Below are 20,706 nucleotides of genomic sequence, written 5' to 3' on the forward strand. Positions count from 1 at the left end.
CTCGATTTTGTTCACTTACCTGCAATGACCGGTGAGGCGAAAAAAAGGGACAGGCTTCAGACGAAATTTTTTCGCGGCGCCAGCGTTACCCAGAAACGCGTGCGCGAATGCACCTCCAACGGCAGGCTCGCCGCCAACAGCGTCAGCACTTTTTCGGTGTCGTCGAGGCGGAAACTGCCGGTGACACGCAGACGTTCAAGTGCCGGCTCCCAGCGCAGAAGCCCTGAGCGATAACGGCTCAACTCGCGAAGAAAGTCCCCCAACGGCTGGTTTTGCGCCATCAACACACCGTCACGCCAGCCCGGCATTTTTGCGTCGAACAGCGCGACCGGCCCGGCGCCGGAAGCGTGCAGATTGACCTGTTGCCCGGCGCTCAACCAAAGTGCCGGCCCGCGCAACGGCTGCAATTGCGCCGAGCCGCTGACCACCGACACGTTGCAGTCACGCTGGTTGAGGCGCACGCAGATTTCGCTGCGGCTGACAACGATCCGACCGTACGGCGCGTTGACCGTCAACGCCGTGCTACCCGGAACGTTGAGCGCCATTTCGCCGCGCACCAACGTCAACTGACGGCTGGCCAGATCGACGTTCACCGCACTGGCGGTGTTCAGTTGCAAGGTGCTGCCGTCGGCCAGCCGTGTTCGCGTGTGTTCGCCGGTGGAAGTTTGCAAATCCGCGCGCCAGACGTCGAGCGGCAACTGGCGACCGATCAACCACGCCGTCGGCACCAGCGCCGCCAGACCCAGCGCCCTTTTCAGAGCTGCCCGCCGCGCCAGATCCGGGCGATCGAGTGTGGCCATGGCCAATTCTGCTGGCAGACTGGAAAAGCGCTGACGCAACGATTGAAGCTTCTGCCAGGCGTTTTCATGGCGGTTATCGCTGTCGCGCCAGTGCTTCAGTCGCACGTGATCGGCTTCACTGGCCTCGCCGGATTCGAGCAATGCCAACCACTGTGCGGCGGCACGGGCGACTTCGCGCGCTTCGTTGCTGGGCGCGACACGCATCATAGATCCAACATCAAGCAATGCTCGTAAGCCTGTGCCATATAACGTTTTATGCTGCGTTCGGAGACCTGTAGGCGCTCGGCAATTTCGCGATAACCCACACCTTCGAACTGACTCCACAGAAACGCCCGGCGCACAGCTCGGGGCAAACCATCGAGCAGTTCATCCAGCGCTTGCAGGGTTTCCAGCAGCAGCCAACGTTGCTCGGGCGACGGCACGCATTCTTCGGGCAACTGCGCGAGGGCTTCGAGATAGGCCTTTTCCAGGCTGCGGCGGGTGTAGAAATTGCTCAGCAGGCGTTTGCCCACGGTCAGCAGATACGCGCGCGGCTCGCGCATATCTGCAATCGGCTGAGCGCTGCACAGCACGCGCAAGAAGGTATCCTGGCTCAGGTCCGCCGCATCCCACGCGTTGCCCATGCGCCGCCGCAGCCAGGTTTCCAGCCAGCCTCGATGGTCGCGATACAGTTCGTGCAGGTGCTGCGGCGATGGCGTCGCTGCTTCAGTCATCTCAAGAGTCCTGCGCGAAGTCAGTTTCAAATGAGAGTGATTCTATTTAACTTCAGCGTCGAGACAAAGCCTTTTTAACCGCGACGGCATTCATGAGCGCTTCAAGGTCTCGCTCGGCAACTCCTTGAACAATGCCCGGTAACTGCTGGAAAACCTTCCCAAATGCCAGAACGACCAGTGCATCGCCACCTCGGCCACGGTGGTCTCCGTTGGCCGGCGCTTGAGCAATTCACGGTGTGCGCTGTTCAACCGGCGCAGGCGCAGCCAGTGACTCGGGGTCATCCCGGTGTAGGCCTTGAACGCCTGCTGCAATTGGCGCAACGGCACCCCGGCCACTTGCGAAAGCTCCAGCAGATTGACCGTGTCTTCCGGCGAATCGGCCGCCCACTCGCCAACCCGTTTCATGATCATCCGTTCTTCGGTGCGCCGCTGTAGTCCGCCGCGATCGAGACTGGTATGAGCGTTGTCGAGAATGAACAGACAGTCTTCGAGCAGTTGCTTTGTCAGCGCATCTTTATCAAGCAGATCAACAGCTTGTGACAACTTCGTGAGAGTTGAGCTTAACCAGCGACTGAACAAGGCGTTCTGCCCGCAGTTGAGTTGGGTCATGAACAACCCTTCGAGTTTCGCCACATTCAGACCGTGCTGACGGACAAACTCCGGACCGAACACCACGGCGATTTCCTGGTAATTCTCCGGGGTGATCCAGATGTTGCGGCTCTCTTCATTGAGCAGATACAGCGCGTTGTCGCTGCGATCGAAACAGAACGCCAAAGCACCCGACGGCGCGCTGAAGTTCTGCTCGACGCGGGTGTTCATCTGCTCTTCGTAGACCTCGACGCCCTGCAGATCCAGATAGCGGATCTGCCCGGCGAAATGGCCCGGCGACATCTGTTGGTAATGCTGGACCCAGCCCGGTGTGGCGCGGACTTGTTCGGCCACATCGGCGGTGTTGAACGCTTGAACCTGGAGCGAATTGCACGTTGTCATGGGGTGACCTTGCGCACTCTTTTGGTGCGCTTTGGTGCTGCTTAAAGTGGATAGATGGAACTGCAAGGCTCGCCCAAGATAGTCGTCAACGCGCCACAGGGGAAGGGGCGGAAGATGAAACCCGCCCTCCCCGGCGTCTATAAAACCAATAACGAGGTCTTTATGAATGCCCCTTTCGATCAGCTGTTCACGTGGCTGAAAGATCACAAGATTACCGAAGTCGAATGTGTGGTCAGCGACCTGACCGGCATTGCCCGCGGCAAGATCGCACCGACCAACAAGTTCCTGCATGAGCGAGGCATGCGCCTGCCGGAAAGTGTCCTGCTGCAAACGGTAACCGGGGATTTTGTCGACGACGACATCTACTACGACCTGCTCGATCCTGCCGATATCGACATGGTCTGCAAGCCCGTGGCTGACGCGGTCTACGTGATTCCGTGGGCGATCGAGCCGACCGCCATCGTCATCCACGACACCTTCGACAAGTTTGGCAACCCGATCGAACTGTCGCCGCGCAACGTGTTGAAGAAAGTCTTGCAGCTTTACACCGACAAAGGCTGGAAGCCGATTGTGGCGCCGGAAATGGAGTTCTACCTGACCCAACGCTGCGAAGACCCGGACTTGCCGCTGAAGGCACCACTCGGCCGCTCGGGCCGTGCTGAGAGCGGTCGTCAGTCGTTCTCCATCGACGCCGCCAACGAATTCGATCCGTTATTCGAAGACGTCTACGACTGGTGCGAACTGCAAGGCCTGGACCTCGACACGCTGATCCACGAAGACGGCCCGGCGCAGATGGAAATCAACTTCCGTCACGGCGACGCCCTCGATCTGGCGGACCAGATCACTGTGTTCAAGCGCACCATGCGTGAGGCCGCGCTCAAGCACAACGTTGCGGCGACCTTCATGGCCAAGCCGATCGGCGACGAGCCGGGCAGCGCCATGCACATTCACCAGAGCGTGGTGGACATCGCCACGGGCAAACCGATCTTTGCTAACGCTGACGGGCAGATGAGCGAACTGTTCCTGCATTACATCGGTGGTTTGCAGAAGTACATCCCGAAAGTGCTGCCGATGTTCGCCCCAAACGTCAACTCGTTCCGCCGCTTCCTGCCGGACACCTCGGCGCCGGTCAACGTCGAATGGGGCGAAGAAAACCGCACCGTCGGCCTGCGTGTGCCAACGTCCAGCCCGGAAGCCATGCGTGTGGAAAACCGTCTGCCGGGCGCCGATGCCAACCCGTACCTGGCAATCGCCGCGAGCCTGCTCTGTGGTTACATCGGCATGGTTGAAGGCATCGAACCGAGCGCTGCGGTCCATGGCCGTGCTTACGAGCGCCGCAACCTGCGCCTGCCGATCACCATCGAGGAAGCGCTGACGCAAATGGAAGAGTGCGAGGCCGTTGCGCAGTACCTGGGCGACAAGTTTGTCCGTGGCTACGTCGCGGTGAAGCGTGCCGAGCATGAAAACTTCAAACGCGTGATCAGTTCGTGGGAGCGTGAGTTCCTGATGCTGAGCGTCTGAGCAAAGCCAAAAGATCCCCTGTGTCGATCGTTCCCACGCTCTGCGTGGGAATGCAGCCCGGGACGCTCCGCGTCCCATCCAAAGCCGAACGCGGAGCGTCCGTTGAGGCATTCCCACGCAGAGCGTGGGAACGATCATTCGAAAAAGAGGTGTCGAAATGCGTCTGTTGAAATCCGTACTCCCGGTTGCCCTGAGCGTGCTGTTTAGCGCTGTAGCTCACGCCCAGCCGACGGTCAGCATCTACAACTGGACCGACTACATCGGCGAAACCACCCTCGCCGACTTCCAGAGCAAATCCGGGATCAAGGTGATCTACGACGTTTTCGACTCCAACGAAACCCTCGAAGGCAAACTGCTCGCCGGTCGCACCGGCTATGACGTAGTAGTGCCGTCCAACCATTTCCTCGCGCGTCAGGTGAAGGCTGGCGCGTTCCTCAAACTCGACCGTTCGCAACTGCCGAACTGGAAAAACCTCGACCCGAAACTGCTCGAGCTGTTGGAGAAAAACGACCCGGGCAACCAGCATTCGGTGCCGTACCTGTGGGGCACCAATGGCATCGGCTACAACGTCGACAAGGTCAAGCAAGTGCTGGGCATCGACCACATCGATTCCTGGGCCGTGCTGTTCGAACCCGAGAACCTGAAGAAACTCACCCAGTGCGGCGTGTCGATGATGGACTCCGCCGACGAAGTCTTCCCGGCGATGCTCAATTACATGGGCCTGGACCCGCGCAGCGAAAACCCGGAAGACTATAAAAAGGCTGAAGCGAAACTGCTCAGCATCCGTCCGTACATCACCTATTTCCATTCCTCGAAATACGTGTCGGATCTGGCCAACGGTGACATCTGTGTGGCCTTCGGTTACTCCGGCGACGTGTTCCAGGCCGCCAACCGGGCCAAGGAAGCCAAGAACGGCGTGAACATCGCTTACGCCATTCCGAAGGAAGGCGCCAACCTCTGGTTTGATCTGTTGGCCATCCCCGCCGATGCGAGCAACACCAAAGAAGCCCACGCCTTCATCAATTACCTGCTCGATCCACAAGTGATCGCCAAAGTCAGCGCTTCGGTGGGTTACGCCAACCCGAACCCGGCCGCCAAGCAGTTCATGGATCCGGAACTGGTCAACAACCCAGAGGTTTACCCACCTCAAGCCGTGCTCGATAAACTCTACATTTCTACCACCCCGCCCCAGGCGATCATGCGTCTGATGACCCGCTCCTGGAGCAAAGTGAAGTCGAACAAATGAATCAGTACACCCAGGAACACGCCCGCTCTTATTACGCCGCTTCGGCCCGGGCGAGCACACCTTATCCGCTTTTGGACGATGACCTGACCGCCGATGTCTGCGTGATCGGCGGCGGGTTCACCGGGGTCAACACCGCCATCGAGCTGGCTCAGCGCGGATTGTCGGTGGTGTTGATCGAAGCCCGGCGTGTCGGCTGGGGCGCCAGCGGGCGCAACGGCGGTCAGTTGATTCGCGGGATCGGTCATGAAGTTGCAGGCTTCGCCAAATATGTCGGCCAGGAAGGCGTGCGTTATTTGCAGCGCGCCGGCATCGATTCGGTGGAACTGGTGCGTCAGCGCATCGGCGACAACGGCATCGAGTGTGATCTGCGCTGGGGCTTCTGTGATCTGGCCAATACCCCGGCGCAGTTCGCGGCCTTCAAGGATGAGTTGGTCGCCCTCGCCGAACTCGGTTACGCCCACGAAACCCGTCTGATCGGCCCGGAGCAGATCCGCCAGCAAGTGGTGAATTCCGACATCTATGCCGGCGGACTGGTCGACATGGGGTCCGGGCACCTTCACCCGTTGGATCTGGTGCAAGGCGAGGCACGACTGGCGGCGTCACTCGGCGTGCGAATTTTCGAGCAGAGTGAAGTGCTGGAAATCATCCACGGTCCGACCGTTCAGGTGCGTTGCGCCAAGGGCTCAGTGCGCGCCGGCAGTCTGGTGCTCGGCTGCAACGCGCATCTGGACGACCTCGAACAACAACTCAGTGGCAAAGTCCTGCCCGCCGGCAGTTACATCATCGCCACTGAACCGTTGTCCGAGGAACGCGGCGCGCAGTTGATCCCGCATAATCTGGCGGTGTGCGACCAGAAAGTCGGCCTCGATTACTACCGGCTCTCGGCGGACCGGCGCCTGCTGTTCGGCGGTGCCTGCCACTATTCCGGGCGCGATCCGGCGGACATCGCCGCTTACATGCGCCCGAAGATGCTCAAGGTCTTCCCGCAACTGGCCGACGTGCGCATCGATTACCAGTGGGGCGGCAAGATTGGCATCACCGCCAACCGCTTTCCGCAGGTCGGCCGGCTCAAGCAGCACCCGAACGTGTTCTACGCGCAGGGTTATTCCGGCCATGGCCTGAACGTCACGCACTGGTGCGCGAAACTGCTCGGCGAGGCGATTCATGCCGGTCACAGCCAAGGCATGGACGTGTTCAGCGGCGTGCCGCACATGACCTTCCCCGGCGGCCCGGCCCTGCGCTCGCCGCTGCTGGCACTGGGGATGTTCTGGTATCGCCTGCGGGAAATGCTCGGCTGACAGCACAAACCGCGCTGACACGCTCTAATCGTTCCCGGCTTTGATCGTTCCCACGCTCTGCGTGGGAACGATCAGGTCGCGGCAGGTGAGCTATTCACATTTGCTCTATCGCCAAGCACTTCTATATTGATGAGGTGCTTTGGCGTTCCTGACGCTCAGTGCCCAATCAATCGAGGAGGACATGGATGAAGTCGTCAGCCACCGACGAGCCGCGAGCACCAGGCCAAGCCCCAGTCAAAACCCGCCGTTTCAGCATTTCACTCGTCTGGATCGTGCCGATTGTGGCGGTGCTCGTGGGTATCTCGCTGGTGGTGCACAACGTGATGCAGGAAGGGCCGACGATCATCGTCAACTTCAAGACCGGCAGCGGCCTGACGGCGAACAAGACCGAGGTCAAATACCGCAACGTGGTCATCGGTCAGGTGACGGACGTCGAGTTGAGTGGCGACCAGAAAAGCGTCGACGCCACCATTAAACTGTCCAAACAGGCGGAAACCTTCACGCGCGAAGACTCACAGTTCTGGGTGGTGCGCCCGCGCATTGGCGCCGGTGGCGTTTCGGGTATCGACACCCTGCTTTCCGGTGACTACATCGGTGCCGACATCGGTCAGGCCGACAACCGCGCCAAACACTTCAAAGGCCTGGAAAATCCGCCGCCGATCACCTACGGCGAACCCGGCAAGCGCTTCATGCTGCATGCGCCGGACCTCGGTTCACTGGACATCGGTTCTCCGGTTTATTACCGCAAGATTCCGGTCGGCCAGGTCGTCACCTACGCCCTCAACCCCGAAGGCAAAGGGGTGGATATCGAGGTGTTCATTCACGCGCCGAACGACGCGTTCGTCACTGAAAACACCCGTTTCTGGAATGCCAGCGGCATCGACATCAATGTCGGTGCCAACGGCTTTGCCGTGAAGACCGAATCGCTGTCGACGATGCTGGTGGGCGGTATTGCATTCCGTGCTCCGGATTACAGTCCCAACGATGTGGCCGCCGCTGACGACAAGGATTTCGAACTGTTCGCCGACCAGCAGAGTGCCCTCGCCCCGCCGAACGGCAAGGCGCAATACATGGTGCTGCGTTTCGAACAGTCACTGCGCGGACTCAAGGTCGATGCGCCGGTCGAGTTCCTCGGTATGGAAATCGGCCGGGTCGTGGGCATCAACCTGGATTTCGATGCGAAAAAACGCACCTTCCCGCTTAACGTCGGCATCGTCATTTACCCGCAGCGTCTCGGTCAGGCCTACAAAAAGATGCTCACCGAATTCAAGCACGACCCCAACGACGAAGCCGCTGGCATCCGCCTGCTGGGCACCTTCGTCGATAATGGCCTGCGTGCCCAGGCGCGCAGTGGCAACCTGCTGACGGGCCAGTTGTACGTGGCACTGGACTTCTTTCCGAAAGCGGAGAAAGTCGCGTTCGACCCGAGCGCTCGTCCGGTCGTTCTACCGACCGTTCCGGGCAGCCTCGAACAGTTGCAGGAAAAACTCGAAGCCGTGGTCGACAAGCTCAACAAGTTGCCAGTGGATCGCATCGCCAACAACCTCGACAGCAATCTGATCGAACTGCGCAAAGGTCTGACTCAGTTCAACGCCAAGACCCTGCCCGGTGTGCAAAGCACCCTCGCCGACGTCAGCAAGACCTTGCAGTCCGCCAGTTCGACCTTGGCCGAAGATTCGCCACAACGCGAGAAACTCACGGAAACCCTCGACGAACTCGGGCGCATGTCGCGTTCGCTGCGTGAGCTGTCGGATTACCTCGGTCGTCATCCGGAGTCGCTGATTCGTGGTCGCCCCGATAACGCAGCACCTATCGATCTGAAAGGACCGCCACGCAATTGAGCACAGGAGCTAACACAATGGCTTTACCGCTAAAGATCACCGTGCTCGCTGCGTTCATGCTGCTGAGCGCCTGTCGCAGCGACCCGATCAGCTTTCACACCCTGACGCCGGTGCAGATCGCCAACACACGGACCGGCGCGCAGATTCCGATTGAAGCGCTGAGCGTGCCGCCGCAGGTCGACCGTGCGCAAATCGTTATCCGCCAGGGCAACAGCGGCCTGGCGATTCTGGAAACTGATTGGTGGGGCGCGACACTGGCGGATGAGTTGCGCGGTGCGTTGGCCGATCAGTTGAGCAATACCGGTGGGCAAGGCAACGTTTCGGTGCGCATCGAAGTGCAACGCTTCGACTCGATCCCCGGTCAGTACGGCCTGATCGACGCCAAATGGCGCTTGCGTCCCGTCGGCGCCACTGACAATGGCTCGCTGACCTGCCGTTCGACCCTGCAAACACCGTCCGGCCCGACCATCGATGATCTGGTGGGGGCCCAGCAGCACAACGTCAAACGGCTGGCCGAGCAGATCAGTCGGGCGGCAACCGGCAACGCGCGCACCTGCCCTTCCCCGTCCTGACGGACCTACAGATCGAAGCGATCCACCGCACGCCGCCGCTCGTTGTCATCACGCACATCGTAGTTGGCGGTGGTCTGGATGTTGCTGTGGTGCGCCAGTTTCTGCGCAATCGACAAATCATGCTCCTCGATCACCCGCGTAATAAACGAACGGCGGAAATCGTGCGGCATGATCTTCACCCCGACCTGCGTGCCACGCTGGCGGGCGATGTAATAGATCGCGTGTTTGGTGATGCGCTCGCGAGTGATATGGCTGCCGCGACGGATGCGGTTGAACAGAAAGGCATCGTCACTCTCGCCCTCCTTCAGCTCTGAACGTCGCAGCTCCAGCCATGCATCGAGTTTGGCGAACGCCCAGGCCGGTGCGTACTTGATCAGTTGCTTATTGCCTTTGCCGGTGACGGTCAGGCTGCGCTCAGTGAAGTCGACCTGATTCAAGTCCAGGTCCACCGACTCTGATTTACGCATGCCGGTGCCGTACAACAACGCAATCACCGCCGCATCGCGCAGGCCTTGCGGGCGTGGATCGGCGGCGCACACCTCCATCAATTCGTGGATCAAGGTACGCTTCAAGTTGCGCCCCTGAGATAACCGCGTGCCGGCGATGCCTTTGACCGAACGCATTTTCAGCAGATGATCCTGGCTGATCAGGCTCATGCGCCAGGCTTCATTCATCACCCCGCGCACGGCATTCACGTACAGCGACGAGGTATTCGGCGCATAACCGTCGGCGCGCAACGCGGCGACCAGCGCCACGACGTCTTCCGGTTGCAGCCCGTGCCAGGGGATTTCCTCGATGTCCACGTCTTCAAAACCGAGACGGTCAGCGGCGTCCTGCAAGACATAACGCATGGTCAGTTGGCTTGACGGCGCCAGGCGGGCCAGATAAAGCGTCAGCGGATTAGTGTTGGACGGGGTGGATTCAGTACTCGACAAGTCAATCAAACGAAACGGCCTTGAATAGAAAACAGTTCAACAAAACAACTTAAAAGTGCAAAGAAACTTATATAAAGAGCGACTCTTCCGTAAGACTTTTCTACTAAAACAGCCGATAAACGGAAGAAGTCTGAACGGTGGCTGTATGGCTTACAGATAGACGAATCGCCGACCGTTTTTTCATGTTCCTTTCACAAAAACGCGCATAACCTTAGTTACAACAGGTTGCCCCGAAAGGCCTGCAACCCTGCCGGCCGCGGACTGGAAAGTCAATCAGGTATTCCCCGACCGGTATCTCAACCCTTTGAAATTCCGTGTTTTTCAGACAATCGGCTGAAGGATGGCTATCGCCTCGAGGTTCTTATGAGTCAAGCGTTTCTGCCGTTTTCCCGTCCGAGTATCGGCGATGAAGAAATAGCCGCCGTTGAACAAGTATTGCGGTCGGGGTGGATTACCACCGGCCCTAAAAACCAGGCACTGGAAGAACACTTCGCCAACTATGTCGGTTGCAAACACGCCGTGGCACTTTCCTCGGCCACCGGCGGCATGCACATCACTTTGCTGGCCTTGGGCATTGGCCCGGGTGACGAGGTCATCACCCCGTCGCAGACCTGGGTCTCGACCGCCAACATGATTTCCCTGCTCGGCGCCACGCCGGTGTTCGTCGACGTTGATCGCGACACCTTGATGACCGATGCCGCGCGCATCGAAGCTGCCATCACCCCACGCACCAAAGCGATCATCCCGGTGCATTACGCCGGCGCCGCGTTCGATCTCGATCCGCTGTATGCGCTGGCCGACAAGCACGGCATCGCGGTCATCGAAGACGCCGCCCACGCTGCCGGCACCCGTTACAAGGGCCGCCACGTCGGCTCGCAAGGCACGGCGATTTTCTCCTTCCACGCGATCAAGAACATGACCTGTGCCGAAGGCGCGATGTTCGTCACCGACAACGAAGCGCTGGCCAGCCGCGTACGCATGCTCAAGTTCCATGGTCTGGGCGTTGACGCCTACGATCGCCTGACGGGTGGCCGCAAGCCGCAGGCCCAGGTGATGGAACCGGGGTTCAAATACAACCTCGCCGACATCAATGCCGCGATTGCCCTGGTGCAACTGGAGCGTCTGGACGCGATCAACGCCCGTCGCGCTGAATTGGCCGCCGCCTACCGGCAAAAACTCGAAGGCCTGCCGGTGCAACCGCTGGCCGTGCCCGCCTACGCACAAACCCACGCCTGGCACCTGTTCATCCTGCGCATCGACAGCGAGCGCTGCGGCATGGACCGCGAAACCTTCATGCAAGGCTTGCAGGACCAGGGCATCGGCACCGGTATCCATTTCATCGCCACCCACCTGCACACCTGGTATCGCCAGCGTGCCCCCGATCTGTACCTGCCCAACACCGAATGGAACTCGGCGCGGCTGTGCTCGATTCCGTTGTTCCCCGACATGAGCGATCAGGACCTTGATCGCGTGGTCGGCGCCATCGCCACCCTTATGGACAAACGCCCGTGAAAACCTATCCGATCCGCTGTGTGTCGATCGTCATCCCGGTCTACAACGAACAGGACAGCCTGCCGGAACTGCTGCGCCGTACTGAAGCCGCCTGCAAGATGCTGCGTCACGACTTTGAAATCGTCCTCGTCGACGACGGCAGCCGTGACGAGTCCGCCAACCTTCTGGAAGAAGCCGCGACCCGTGAAGACAGCCCGTTCGTGGCGGTCATCCTCAACCGTAACTACGGCCAGCATGCGGCAATCATGGCCGGTTTCGAACAATGCAAAGGCGATGTCGTGATCACCCTCGACGCCGACCTGCAGAACCCGCCGGAAGAAATCCCCCGGCTGGTTGCCGAAGCGGAAAAGGGTTACGACGTCGTCGGCACCGTGCGCGGCAACCGCCAGGATTCGGCCCTGCGCCGCTATCCGTCGAAGCTGATCAACCTCGCCGTGCAACGCTCCACCGGCGTCGCCATGAGCGACTACGGCTGCATGCTGCGCGCTTACCGCCGGACGATCATCGACGCAATGCTCGCCTGCCGTGAACGCAGCACCTTCATCCCGATTCTGGCCAACAGCTTCGCCCGCCACACCACCGAAATCGTCGTGGCCCACGCCGAGCGTGAGCACGGCGATTCGAAGTACAGCCCAATGCGCCTGATCAACCTGATGTTCGACCTGATCACCTGCATGACCACCACGCCTTTGCGCCTGCTGAGCATCGTCGGTTTCACCATGGCTGGCCTCGGCGTGTTGTTTGCCGCCGCACTGATCGTGCTGCGCCTGGTGTTCGGCTCCGGCTGGGCCGGTGACGGCATGTTCGTGCTGTTCGCTGTGCTGTTCGTGTTCACCGGTGGCCAGTTCATCGGCATGGGCCTGCTCGGCGAATACCTCGGGCGCATGTACAGCGACGTGCGCGCCCGCCCGCGTTTCTTCGTTGAAAAAGTCTTGCGCGGCCAACCCGCCATGCCGCCGCGCGCCATCACCGTCGACGGTCTCTCCTCCTCCAATGATCAGGTTCTCTCATGAGCGCAAAAACGGTTGTCTTCGCTTATCACGATATCGGCTGCGCCGGCATTCAAACCCTGCTCGACAGCGGCTATGACATCGCGGCGGTGTTCACTCACGCCGATGACCCGAAAGAGAACGCGTTCTACGGATCGGTTGCGCAACTGTGCGCCAACAAAGGCATCCCGGTGCACGCGCCGGAAGACGTCAACCACCCGTTGTGGATCGAGCGGATTGCCAAGCTCGCCCCTGAGTACATTTTCTCGTTCTACTACCGCAACCTGCTGAGCGAGTCGTTGCTGGCCGTGGCCAAAAAAGGTGCGTTCAACCTGCACGGTTCGCTGCTGCCAAGCTACCGTGGCCGCGCCCCGGCCAACTGGGTGCTGGTCAACGGCGAGACCGAAACCGGTGTCACCCTGCACCGTATGGTCAAACGTGCCGATGCCGGCGCCATTGTTGCCCAACAGCGTATCGCCATTGAACGCAGCGACACCGCGTTGAGCCTGCACGGCAAATTGCGCATCGCCGCGACGGATCTGCTGCGCGACACCTTGCCAGCCATGCTGCAAGGCAAGATCAGCGAAACCCCACAAGACGAATCGAAAGCCACGGTGTTCGGTCGTCGCACCGCCGCGGACGGCAAACTGGTCTGGGCGAAACCGGCCGAGCAACTGTTCAATCTCGTGCGTGCCGTGACCCAACCTTACCCGGGCGCGTTCTGCGCTGTGGGCGAGCACAAACTGATCGTCTGGAGCGCTGAAGTTGCCAAGGGCAACGACGGCCAGGCACCGGGCCGAGTAATCAGCGTCAATCCGCTGCGCATTGCCTGCGGCGAAGATTCGCTGGTGATCCTCTCCGGTCAGCGCAACGACAACGGTCTGTTCCTCAGCGGCCCGCAACTGGCCAGTGAACTGGGTCTGGTCGACGGTTCGCTGTTGCGCGGTGCCGAGTCCGGCCGTGCGCCACGCCGTACTCGCGTGCTGATCCTCGGCGTCAACGGTTTTATCGGCAATCACTTGTCTGAGCGCCTGCTGCGTGATGACCGCTACGAAGTCTATGGTCTGGACATCGGTTCCGACGCGATCGACCGTCTGCGCAGCCATCCGCACTTCCACTACGTCGAAGGCGACATCAGCATTCACTCCGAGTGGATCGAGTACCACATCAAGAAGTGCGACGTGGTCCTGCCGCTGGTGGCCATCGCCACGCCGATCGAATACACCCGCAACCCGCTGCGTGTGTTCGAACTCGACTTCGAAGAAAACCTGAAACTGGTGCGCTACTGCGTCAAGTACAACAAGCGCGTGATCTTCCCGTCGACCTCGGAAGTCTATGGCATGTGCCAGGACAAACACTTCGATGAAGACACTTCCAACCTGGTGGTCGGCCCGATCAACAAGCAGCGCTGGATCTACTCCGTGTCCAAGCAACTGCTGGACCGGGTGATCTGGGCTTACGGCGCCAAGGGTCTGAATTTCACCCTGTTCCGCCCGTTCAACTGGATGGGCCCGCGTCTCGATCGCCTGGACTCGGCACGCATCGGCAGCTCCCGCGCCATCACCCAGTTGATCCTCAACCTGGTCGAAGGCACGCCGATTCGCCTGTTCGACGGTGGCGAGCAAAAACGCTGCTTCACCGACATCGCTGACGGCGTCGAGGCACTTGCACGGATCATCGATAACGACAACGACGTCTGCAACGGCCAGATCATCAATATCGGCAACCCGGATAACGAAGCCAGCATTCGTCAGTTGGGTGAAGAGCTGCTGCGTCAGTTCGAAGCGCATCCGCTGCGCGACAACTTCCCGCCGTTCGCCGGTTTCCGCGATGTCGAGAGCAAGGCGTTCTACGGTGCCGGTTACCAGGACGTCGAACACCGTAAACCCAGCATCGCCAATGCCAAGCGTCTGCTCGACTGGACGCCGACCGTGGAAATGCGCGAGACCATCGGCAATACGCTCGATTTCTTCTTGCGCGAAGCCATGCTCGAAATCGCGGACAAGCATTGATGCAGGCCGGTCTACGCATCGACGTCGACACCTTTCGCGGCACCCGTGAAGGTGTGCCGCGCTTGCTGGAAATGCTCGACGAGGCGCAGATCAAGGCAACGTTCTTCTTCAGTGTCGGCCCGGACAACATGGGCCGGCATCTGTGGCGCCTGATCCGCCCGCAGTTCCTCTGGAAAATGCTCCGTTCCAATGCCGCCGGCCTGTACGGCTGGGACATTCTGCTCGCCGGCACCGCGTGGCCGGGCAAGCCGATTGGCCGCGATCTCGGGCACCTGATGCGTCAGGCCCGTGATGCCGGTCATGAAGTGGGTTTGCATGCCTGGGATCACCATAGCTGGCAGGCCAACGCCGGGCGCTGGAGCAACGCGCAACTGATCGAGCAGATTCGTCAGGGCGTCGACACCTTGAGCGACATTCTCGGCGAGAAAATCCAGTGCTCGGCCGCCGCCGGTTGGCGTGCCGACGAGCGCGTGATCGAGGCCAAGCAAGCCTTCGGCTTTCGCTACAACAGCGATTGCCGTGGGCAACACCTGTTTCGCCCTTTGCTGGCCGACGGTACGCCGGGCACGCCGCAGATTCCGGTGGACCTGCCGACCTTCGACGAAGTCGTCGGCCCCATCGTCGCGGCACGGGATTTCAACGGTTTCATCCTTGATCACTTTCGCCCGCAACAACTCAACGTCTACACCATTCACGCCGAAGTAGAAGGGATTCTGATGGCTGAGGGTTTTCGTCAATTACTCGCCGATGCGCGTCAGCGCCAAATCGACTTCAAACCACTGGGCGACTTGCTGCCCGAGTTCTTCAACACCTTGCCCGTGGGTCGCGTGCAACGCGGCGCCCTCGACGGCCGTGAAGGCTGGCTGGGAGTGCAAGGCGCATGATTAAACGCTGGACGCTGCCACTGCTGTTGTTGGGTATTTGCTTGCTGGCCTATCTGCTGCCGCTAGGCACGCACGGTTTGTGGATTCCTGATGAGACCCGTTACGCACAGATCAGCCAGGACATGCTGCTCAGTGGCAACTGGGTGTCGCCGCACTTCATGAGCCTGCGTTATTTCGAGAAGCCGATTGCCGGTTACTGGATGATCGCGCTGGGTCAGGCGTTGTTCGGGCAGAACCTGTTCGGCGTGCGCTTTGCGTCGGCGCTAAGCACCGGGTTGAGCGTGCTGTTGTGCTATCTGCTCGCCCGGCGTTTGTGGAACGAGCCGCGCAAAAGCTTCGTCTGCGCCCTGCTCTACATGAGTTTCACTATCGTCGCCGGTCAGGCTGGTTACGCCAACCTCGATCCGCAGTTCAGCTTTTGGGTCAACCTGAGTCTGGTGGCGCTGTGGTTTGCCGTCGACAGCCACACCAACGGCAAGCGCATAGCGGCCTGGGCTGTGCTGGGGCTGGCGTGTGGCATGGGTTTCATGACCAAAGGCTTTCTCGCCTGGTTGCTGCCGGTGCTGATCGCCCTGCCGTGGATGCTCTGGCAAAAACGCTGGCGTGAACTGCTGATGTTCGGCCCGGTGGCGATTGCCGTGGCGATCCTCGTCAGCCTGCCGTGGGTGCTTTCAGTGCATGCGCAGGAACCGGACTACTGGCGGTTTTTCTTCTGGCACGAACACATTCGTCGCTTTGCCGGCGATGACGCACAACACGATGCGCCGTGGTGGTTTTACTTGCCGCTGCTGGTCGCGTTCAGTCTACCGTGGATCGGGTTGTTGCCGACCGCGTTCAAGCAAGCCTGGCAAAGCCGCGCTCAGCCCAAAGTCGTGTTTTTGCTGCTGTGGCTGCTGATGCCGCTGCTGTTTTTCAGCCTGAGCAACGGCAAATTGCCGACCTACATCCTGCCGTGCCTGCTGCCGATGGCGTTGCTGCTGGGCAATGCGCTGGCCGATCGTTTGCGTCTGGAGCAAGGTCGGGCGCTGAGCATCAACGGTGTGCTGAATCTGTTGCTGGGCATCGTCACGTTGATCGCGCTGGTCTATCTGCAACTGACCAAACCGGTCTACGACCACGAACTGCACAGCCTGGTGCTGGTGTTCATTGCCCTGATCGGCTGGATCATCGCCAACCTGCTGCAAGCCTTTCTGCCGCTGCAATGCTGGGCGGCTCCGGCGCTGGGCAGCCTGTTGCTGATCGCGGTGTTGCCGGCGGCGCTGCCCAAATCGGTGGTCGCCAACAAGATGCCGGATCAGTTCATCAAGCATCACGTCACCGAACTTTCGCAAACCACGCATCTGCTGAGCAACGACCTCGGCGCTGCTTCGGCGCTGGCCTGGCGCCTGAAAACCCCACAAGTGGCGTTGTACAACACGATAGGCGAATTGAAATATGGTCTTGCCTATCCTGACGGCATTCAACAGCGGGTTGATCCCGAACACGTACAACAGTGGATGCGTGAGGCGCGCCGCAGCGGTTCGGTCGGCGTGGTGATGCGCGTCAAGGGGCAGGACGAACTGGACGAAATCGACAGATTGCCAAAGGACGGCGTCCGTTACGAACAGGGCAACCTGGTGATCATGATCCTGCCCAAGGAGGCGTCATGAGCCTGTTGCTGCTGTTGGCCGCGTGCCTGCTGACCTGTCTCGGGCAGATTGCGCAGAAATACGCGGTGGAGAGTTGGCGCGGTGTCGAGTCGACATGGGCCGACAAACTGCGCTCGCCGTGGTTGTGGCTGGCCCTGCTCGCCCTCGGCTCGGGCCTGTTGGTCTGGCTGCTGGTGTTGCAACGTCTGGAAGTCGGCATCGCCTACCCGATGCTCAGCCTCAACTTCGTGCTGATCACCCTGATCGCACGCTTCGTCTTCCGTGAATCCATCGACCGCCAGCATTGGTTTGGCGTGGCATTGGTGATCGGTGGCGTGGTTTTGCTGGGGCAACAGTCATGAATCAACGTCGCGGCATCACCTTCGCGCTGGGCAGCGTGTTCCTCGTCAGCGCTGCGCAACTGGGCATGCGCTGGAGCATGACCCGCCTGCCCGTGCCGGAACAATGGCTGCACATCGACAGCCTCGATTGGCGGGCGCTGGCCGTGGTCATTGCGGCGGTTTTTGCCTACGCCCTGTCGATGCTTTGCTGGCTCGCCGCCCTGCGCGATCTGCCGCTGGGCCGGGCTTACTCGCTGCTGAGCATCAGCTATGCGCTGGTGTATCTGTTGGCGGCCAGTCTGCCGCTGTTTAACGAATCCTTCAGTTTCACTAAATCACTGGGCGTGGCGCTGGTCATGCTCGGGGTCATCACCATCAACACTCGTCCGGCTCGTGCGCCCGAATTCAGGAGTGCTCCATGAAAATCACAGTATTTGGCAGCGGTTACGTCGGTCTGGTGCAAGCGGCTGTGTTGGCCGAGGTCGGCCATGATGTCGTGTGCATGGACGTCGACCAGAAGAAGGTCGACCTGTTGCGCCAGGGTCACGTGAGCATTTTCGAACCGGGGCTGGCCAGCCTCGTTCGTGAAGGTCTGGATTCGAAACGCCTGCAATTCACCACCGATGAAAAGCTCGCTGTGCAGCACGCTCGGGTGGCGTTTATTGCCGTGGGTACGCCGTCGCGAGAGGACGGCTCGGCGGATCTGCGTTACGTGCTGTCGGTCGGCGATGCGATTGCCCGGCATCGTGAGCAGCCGTTGATCATCGTCGAGAAATCCACGGTGCCGGTGGGCACGGGCGACACCCTGCGCACGCACATCGAAAAAGCCTTGATCAAGGTGGGCCGCCTGCTGCAATTCGATATCGTCTCCAACCCGGAATTCCTCAAGGAAGGCTCGGCCGTTGCTGACTGCCGCCGTCCGGACCGTATCGTCATCGGCTGCGAAGGCGATGAAGTGCGCGATGTGATGCGCGATCTGTACTCGCCATTCAACCGCAACCACGACCGCATCATGTTCATGGACCTGCGCAGCGCCGAGCTGACCAAGTACGCCGCCAACTGCATGCTGGCGACCAAGATCAGTTTCATCAACCAGATCGCCGAACTCGCCGAGCACCTGGGCGCCGACATCGAATCGGTACGCCAGGGCATCGGTGCCGACACGCGCATCGGTTACCACTTCATCTACCCGGGATGCGGTTATGGCGGCTCGTGCTTCCCCAAAGACATGCGCGCATTGATTCACAGCGCCGAAGAAGCGCACTGCTCCAGCGATTTGCTGCAAGCGGTCGAGGCGATCAACCAGCGGCAGAAACACAAGTTGTTCGAGCGCATCAACGCGTTCTACAAGGGTGACCTGCGCGGCAAGACTTTCGCCCTGTGGGGCCTGGCGTTCAAACCCAACACCGATGACATGCGCGATGCGCCAAGCCGTGTCCTGCTGGAGGAGCTGTGGGCCGCCGGTGCCAGCGTGCGCGCCTTCGACCCGGAAGCCATGCAGGAAACCCAGAACCTTTACCCGGACGAGTCGAAGCTGATGCTGATGGGCACGCCGGAATCGGTACTGCCCGGCGCCGACGCACTGATCATCTGCACAGAATGGCAGCAGTTCAAGGCGCCGGATTTCGATCTGATCAAACAGCGCCTCAACACCCCGGTGATTTTCGACGGCCGCAACCTGTACGACGCCGAGCGACTGGCGCGCAATGGTTTCCAGTACTTCCCGATGGGCCGTGGTGAATCGCGCAAATTGCCGATCCCGCTGCAACAATGGCCACACGCGTCCGACGTCGCTTGATCAGCTTATCGCCTGAGATTCGCCGGCAGTCCCTGATCGCAGGGCTGCTGGCGTTTTTAGTGTTCATCGCCGGGGTCTACGGGCAGGCGCCGATCGGTTTCGATTCGCGGTTCGTGTTGTTCGCGCAGGAAATGCTGCGCCATGGGCCGACGGTGTTTCCGACCACCTATGGTCAGCCGTATGCGGATTATTCAGCGGTTTCGACGCTGTTCATCTGGCTGCTGTCGCTGCCGTTCGGCGCGGTGAATGCGTTTACTGCGTGGGCGCCAAGTGCCGTCGCCGGTGCGCTGATCGTGACGCTGATGTATCGACTGCTGGCGCCGTACTCGCGGCGTTGGGCGTTGATCAGTATTGCGTTGCTGATGCTCACCAGCGGTTTCGTCACTGAAGTGCGCGCGGTGTCGCAGGACTTGATGCTCGCGGCGGTGGCCTTCGCGGTGTTCTATCTGGGTTATGCCCATGAGCATTTTGCCGGCAGGCGTCACTGGCCGCTGATCTTCGCGTTGCTGCTGCTCGGCTTCGGCATTCGCGGGCCGATTGGTCTGGTGGTGCCGACTGGCATGCTCTGCAGTTATTACCTGCTCAACCGTGAGTGGTCGCGGTTGCTGGTGTTCGGTGTGTTGGCTTCGCTGTTGCTGGCCACGTGTGTCGGGTTGTTGTTATGGCTGGCGAAACTCAGCGGTGGTGCGGTCTTCTTTCAGGACGTGATTCGCATGCAGTTCATGGGGCGCATGGACGGCAGCGAAGGCGTCAGCGGTTCGCTGTATTACTTCACCAGTTCGCTCGGCAACTATGCGCTGGCCTATCCGCTGGCATTGCTGGTACTGGCGGCGACCTGGCTGAGCAAGCCGCAGCAACGTGGCCCGGCGCTGCGTCTGGTGCAGTACTGCGCGGCGGCGGGACTGATTGTGATGGTCGGTTTGTCGATTCCGCAGGCGAAAAAGGCCCGGTATCTGCTGCCGATGTTGCCGATGGCGGCGATCATCGCGGCGTATCCATTTCAGGTGGCGCATGGTCGTGTGTTTCGTTGGTTTCGCGGCTTGATGCTGGGCTTGTGGCTGGTTACACCCGGATTGTTGCTGGTGGTGTTACTGGTCGCTCGACGGCGCTTTGCCGAGCAATTGAGTGACGTATCTGGGGTGTTGATCGCGCTGGCCGTGCTGCAACTCTTGGCGTTGTCGCGATTGTTGCTCCCGCGTTGGCGTGTCGAGGTATTGGCGTTGTCTGCGGTGTTGGCGTTGTGGACGGTGTACGCGGCGGTATTCGAACCGGTGGAGCGCCGTTTGTACGACACCCAGTCATTCAGCCAAGCGGTGTTCGCCCAGGTTCAGCAAACCCCGGCGCGGCTGGTGCTGCACGGCATGGGCAAGGATGCGAAGGCGATCAAGTTCATGGTCAACATCGAGCAGGATCTGCAACCGCAGTTCAGTGACTCGATCCAGCAACTGGAGGCGCTCAAAGGTCCGGCGTGGTTGATGATGGATCGCAATGATCTGCCCTCCCTCAAGGGCACGCCGCTGGAAAGCGCGCAGCCGGTGTTGAGCGGGCGTTTCGATAAAAACGACTATGTATTGCTGTGGCTGAAACCGTAACCTGTCGGCCTCTTGATCGGCAGGATGCGCCTCA

At 60.3% G+C, this 20,706-nt stretch carries 18 protein-coding genes; 14 read left to right on the forward strand and 4 right to left on the reverse strand.

The features are described 5' to 3' along the window. Nucleotides 1–56 precede the first annotated feature (56 nt). The 3 genes from AC0ZWN_RS13235 to AC0ZWN_RS13245 all read right to left on the reverse strand — a co-directional run bounded on the left by AC0ZWN_RS13235 (nt 57) and on the right by AC0ZWN_RS13245 (nt 2,503). Nucleotides 57–1,004 carry a FecR domain-containing protein gene (locus tag AC0ZWN_RS13235; RefSeq protein WP_476335331.1) on the reverse strand — a complete coding sequence of 316 codons (948 nt, stop codon included), beginning with the start codon at nt 1,002–1,004 and terminating at the stop codon, nt 57–59. Beyond that, a complete protein-coding gene (locus AC0ZWN_RS13240; RefSeq protein WP_476335332.1) occupies nt 1,004–1,513 on the reverse strand; it encodes a sigma-70 family RNA polymerase sigma factor in 510 nt (169 codons plus the stop codon). The genes AC0ZWN_RS13235 and AC0ZWN_RS13240 overlap by 1 nt, the downstream gene beginning before the upstream one ends. Before the next feature lie 90 nt (nt 1,514–1,603). Next, on the reverse strand, nt 1,604–2,503 hold the full coding sequence (locus AC0ZWN_RS13245) for a helix-turn-helix domain-containing protein (RefSeq protein WP_320414466.1): 900 nt from the start codon (nt 2,501–2,503) through the stop codon (nt 1,604–1,606). A 162-nt stretch (nt 2,504–2,665) separates the two neighbouring features. Between AC0ZWN_RS13245 and AC0ZWN_RS13250 the strand changes: the two genes are divergently transcribed. From AC0ZWN_RS13250 to AC0ZWN_RS13270, 5 genes are all read left to right on the forward strand, one after another. Continuing rightward, nucleotides 2,666–4,024: a glutamine synthetase family protein gene (locus tag AC0ZWN_RS13250; protein WP_016984752.1), complete on the forward strand. Its 1,359-nt coding sequence runs from the start codon at nt 2,666–2,668 to the stop codon at nt 4,022–4,024. Nucleotides 4,025–4,181: 157 nt separating this feature from the next. After that, a complete protein-coding gene (locus tag AC0ZWN_RS13255) occupies nt 4,182–5,270 on the forward strand; it encodes a polyamine ABC transporter substrate-binding protein (RefSeq protein ID WP_460128711.1) in 1,089 nt (362 codons plus the stop codon). Beyond that, complete coding sequence (locus AC0ZWN_RS13260; protein ID WP_476335333.1) at nt 5,267–6,568, forward strand: NAD(P)/FAD-dependent oxidoreductase; 1,302 nt, start codon at nt 5,267–5,269, stop codon at nt 6,566–6,568. The genes AC0ZWN_RS13255 and AC0ZWN_RS13260 overlap by 4 nt, the downstream gene beginning before the upstream one ends. A 185-nt stretch (nt 6,569–6,753) precedes the next feature. Next, a complete protein-coding gene (locus AC0ZWN_RS13265) occupies nt 6,754–8,409 on the forward strand; it encodes a PqiB family protein (protein ID WP_476335334.1) in 1,656 nt (551 codons plus the stop codon). A gap of 17 nt (nt 8,410–8,426) precedes the next feature. Then, nucleotides 8,427–8,981 (forward strand): PqiC family protein, encoded by a 555-nt coding sequence (locus AC0ZWN_RS13270; protein ID WP_095048916.1) that lies wholly within the window; start codon nt 8,427–8,429, stop codon nt 8,979–8,981. Nucleotides 8,982–8,986: 5 nt separating this feature from the next. Here AC0ZWN_RS13270 and AC0ZWN_RS13275 read toward each other — a convergent pair whose 3' ends face one another. Beyond that, complete coding sequence (locus AC0ZWN_RS13275) at nt 8,987–9,832, reverse strand: site-specific integrase (protein WP_224793216.1); 846 nt, start codon at nt 9,830–9,832, stop codon at nt 8,987–8,989. Nucleotides 9,833–10,279: 447 nt separating this feature from the next. Here AC0ZWN_RS13275 and arnB point away from each other — a divergent pair, with 447 nt between their 5' ends. Genes arnB through AC0ZWN_RS13320 form a run of 9 tightly spaced genes read left to right on the forward strand, consistent with a single transcriptional unit; the run spans nt 10,280 to nt 20,672 of the window. Then, a complete protein-coding gene (gene arnB / locus AC0ZWN_RS13280) occupies nt 10,280–11,428 on the forward strand; it encodes a UDP-4-amino-4-deoxy-L-arabinose aminotransferase (protein WP_476335336.1) in 1,149 nt (382 codons plus the stop codon). Next, on the forward strand, nt 11,425–12,441 hold the full coding sequence (arnC, locus tag AC0ZWN_RS13285; protein WP_476335337.1) for an undecaprenyl-phosphate 4-deoxy-4-formamido-L-arabinose transferase: 1,017 nt from the start codon (nt 11,425–11,427) through the stop codon (nt 12,439–12,441). The genes arnB and arnC overlap by 4 nt, the downstream gene beginning before the upstream one ends. Beyond that, nucleotides 12,438–14,429, forward strand: coding sequence for a bifunctional UDP-4-amino-4-deoxy-L-arabinose formyltransferase/UDP-glucuronic acid oxidase ArnA (gene arnA, locus AC0ZWN_RS13290; protein WP_476335339.1), 1,992 nt, complete (start codon nt 12,438–12,440; stop codon nt 14,427–14,429). The genes arnC and arnA overlap by 4 nt, the downstream gene beginning before the upstream one ends. Continuing rightward, nucleotides 14,429–15,313, forward strand: coding sequence for a 4-deoxy-4-formamido-L-arabinose-phosphoundecaprenol deformylase (gene arnD / locus AC0ZWN_RS13295; protein WP_476335340.1), 885 nt, complete (start codon nt 14,429–14,431; stop codon nt 15,311–15,313). The genes arnA and arnD overlap by 1 nt, the downstream gene beginning before the upstream one ends. After that, on the forward strand, nt 15,310–16,962 hold the full coding sequence (arnT, locus tag AC0ZWN_RS13300; protein WP_476335342.1) for a lipid IV(A) 4-amino-4-deoxy-L-arabinosyltransferase: 1,653 nt from the start codon (nt 15,310–15,312) through the stop codon (nt 16,960–16,962). The genes arnD and arnT overlap by 4 nt, the downstream gene beginning before the upstream one ends. Then, the gene (gene arnE / locus AC0ZWN_RS13305) at nt 16,959–17,303 is read left to right on the forward strand and encodes a 4-amino-4-deoxy-L-arabinose-phosphoundecaprenol flippase subunit ArnE (protein ID WP_476335343.1); all 345 of its coding nucleotides are present in this window, start codon (nt 16,959–16,961) and stop codon (nt 17,301–17,303) included. The genes arnT and arnE overlap by 4 nt, the downstream gene beginning before the upstream one ends. Beyond that, nucleotides 17,300–17,704 (forward strand): 4-amino-4-deoxy-L-arabinose-phosphoundecaprenol flippase subunit ArnF, encoded by a 405-nt coding sequence (gene arnF, locus AC0ZWN_RS13310; RefSeq protein WP_016986767.1) that lies wholly within the window; start codon nt 17,300–17,302, stop codon nt 17,702–17,704. Before arnE ends, arnF begins: the two co-directional genes overlap by 4 nt. After that, nucleotides 17,701–19,080, forward strand: coding sequence for a UDP-glucose dehydrogenase family protein (locus tag AC0ZWN_RS13315; RefSeq protein ID WP_077572796.1), 1,380 nt, complete (start codon nt 17,701–17,703; stop codon nt 19,078–19,080). Before arnF ends, AC0ZWN_RS13315 begins: the two co-directional genes overlap by 4 nt. Beyond that, nucleotides 19,053–20,672, forward strand: coding sequence for an ArnT family glycosyltransferase (locus tag AC0ZWN_RS13320; protein ID WP_476335344.1), 1,620 nt, complete (start codon nt 19,053–19,055; stop codon nt 20,670–20,672). The genes AC0ZWN_RS13315 and AC0ZWN_RS13320 overlap by 28 nt, the downstream gene beginning before the upstream one ends. Nucleotides 20,673–20,706 lie beyond the last annotated feature (34 nt).

This window comes from Pseudomonas sp. 3B-A001-10F (assembly GCF_056313565.1).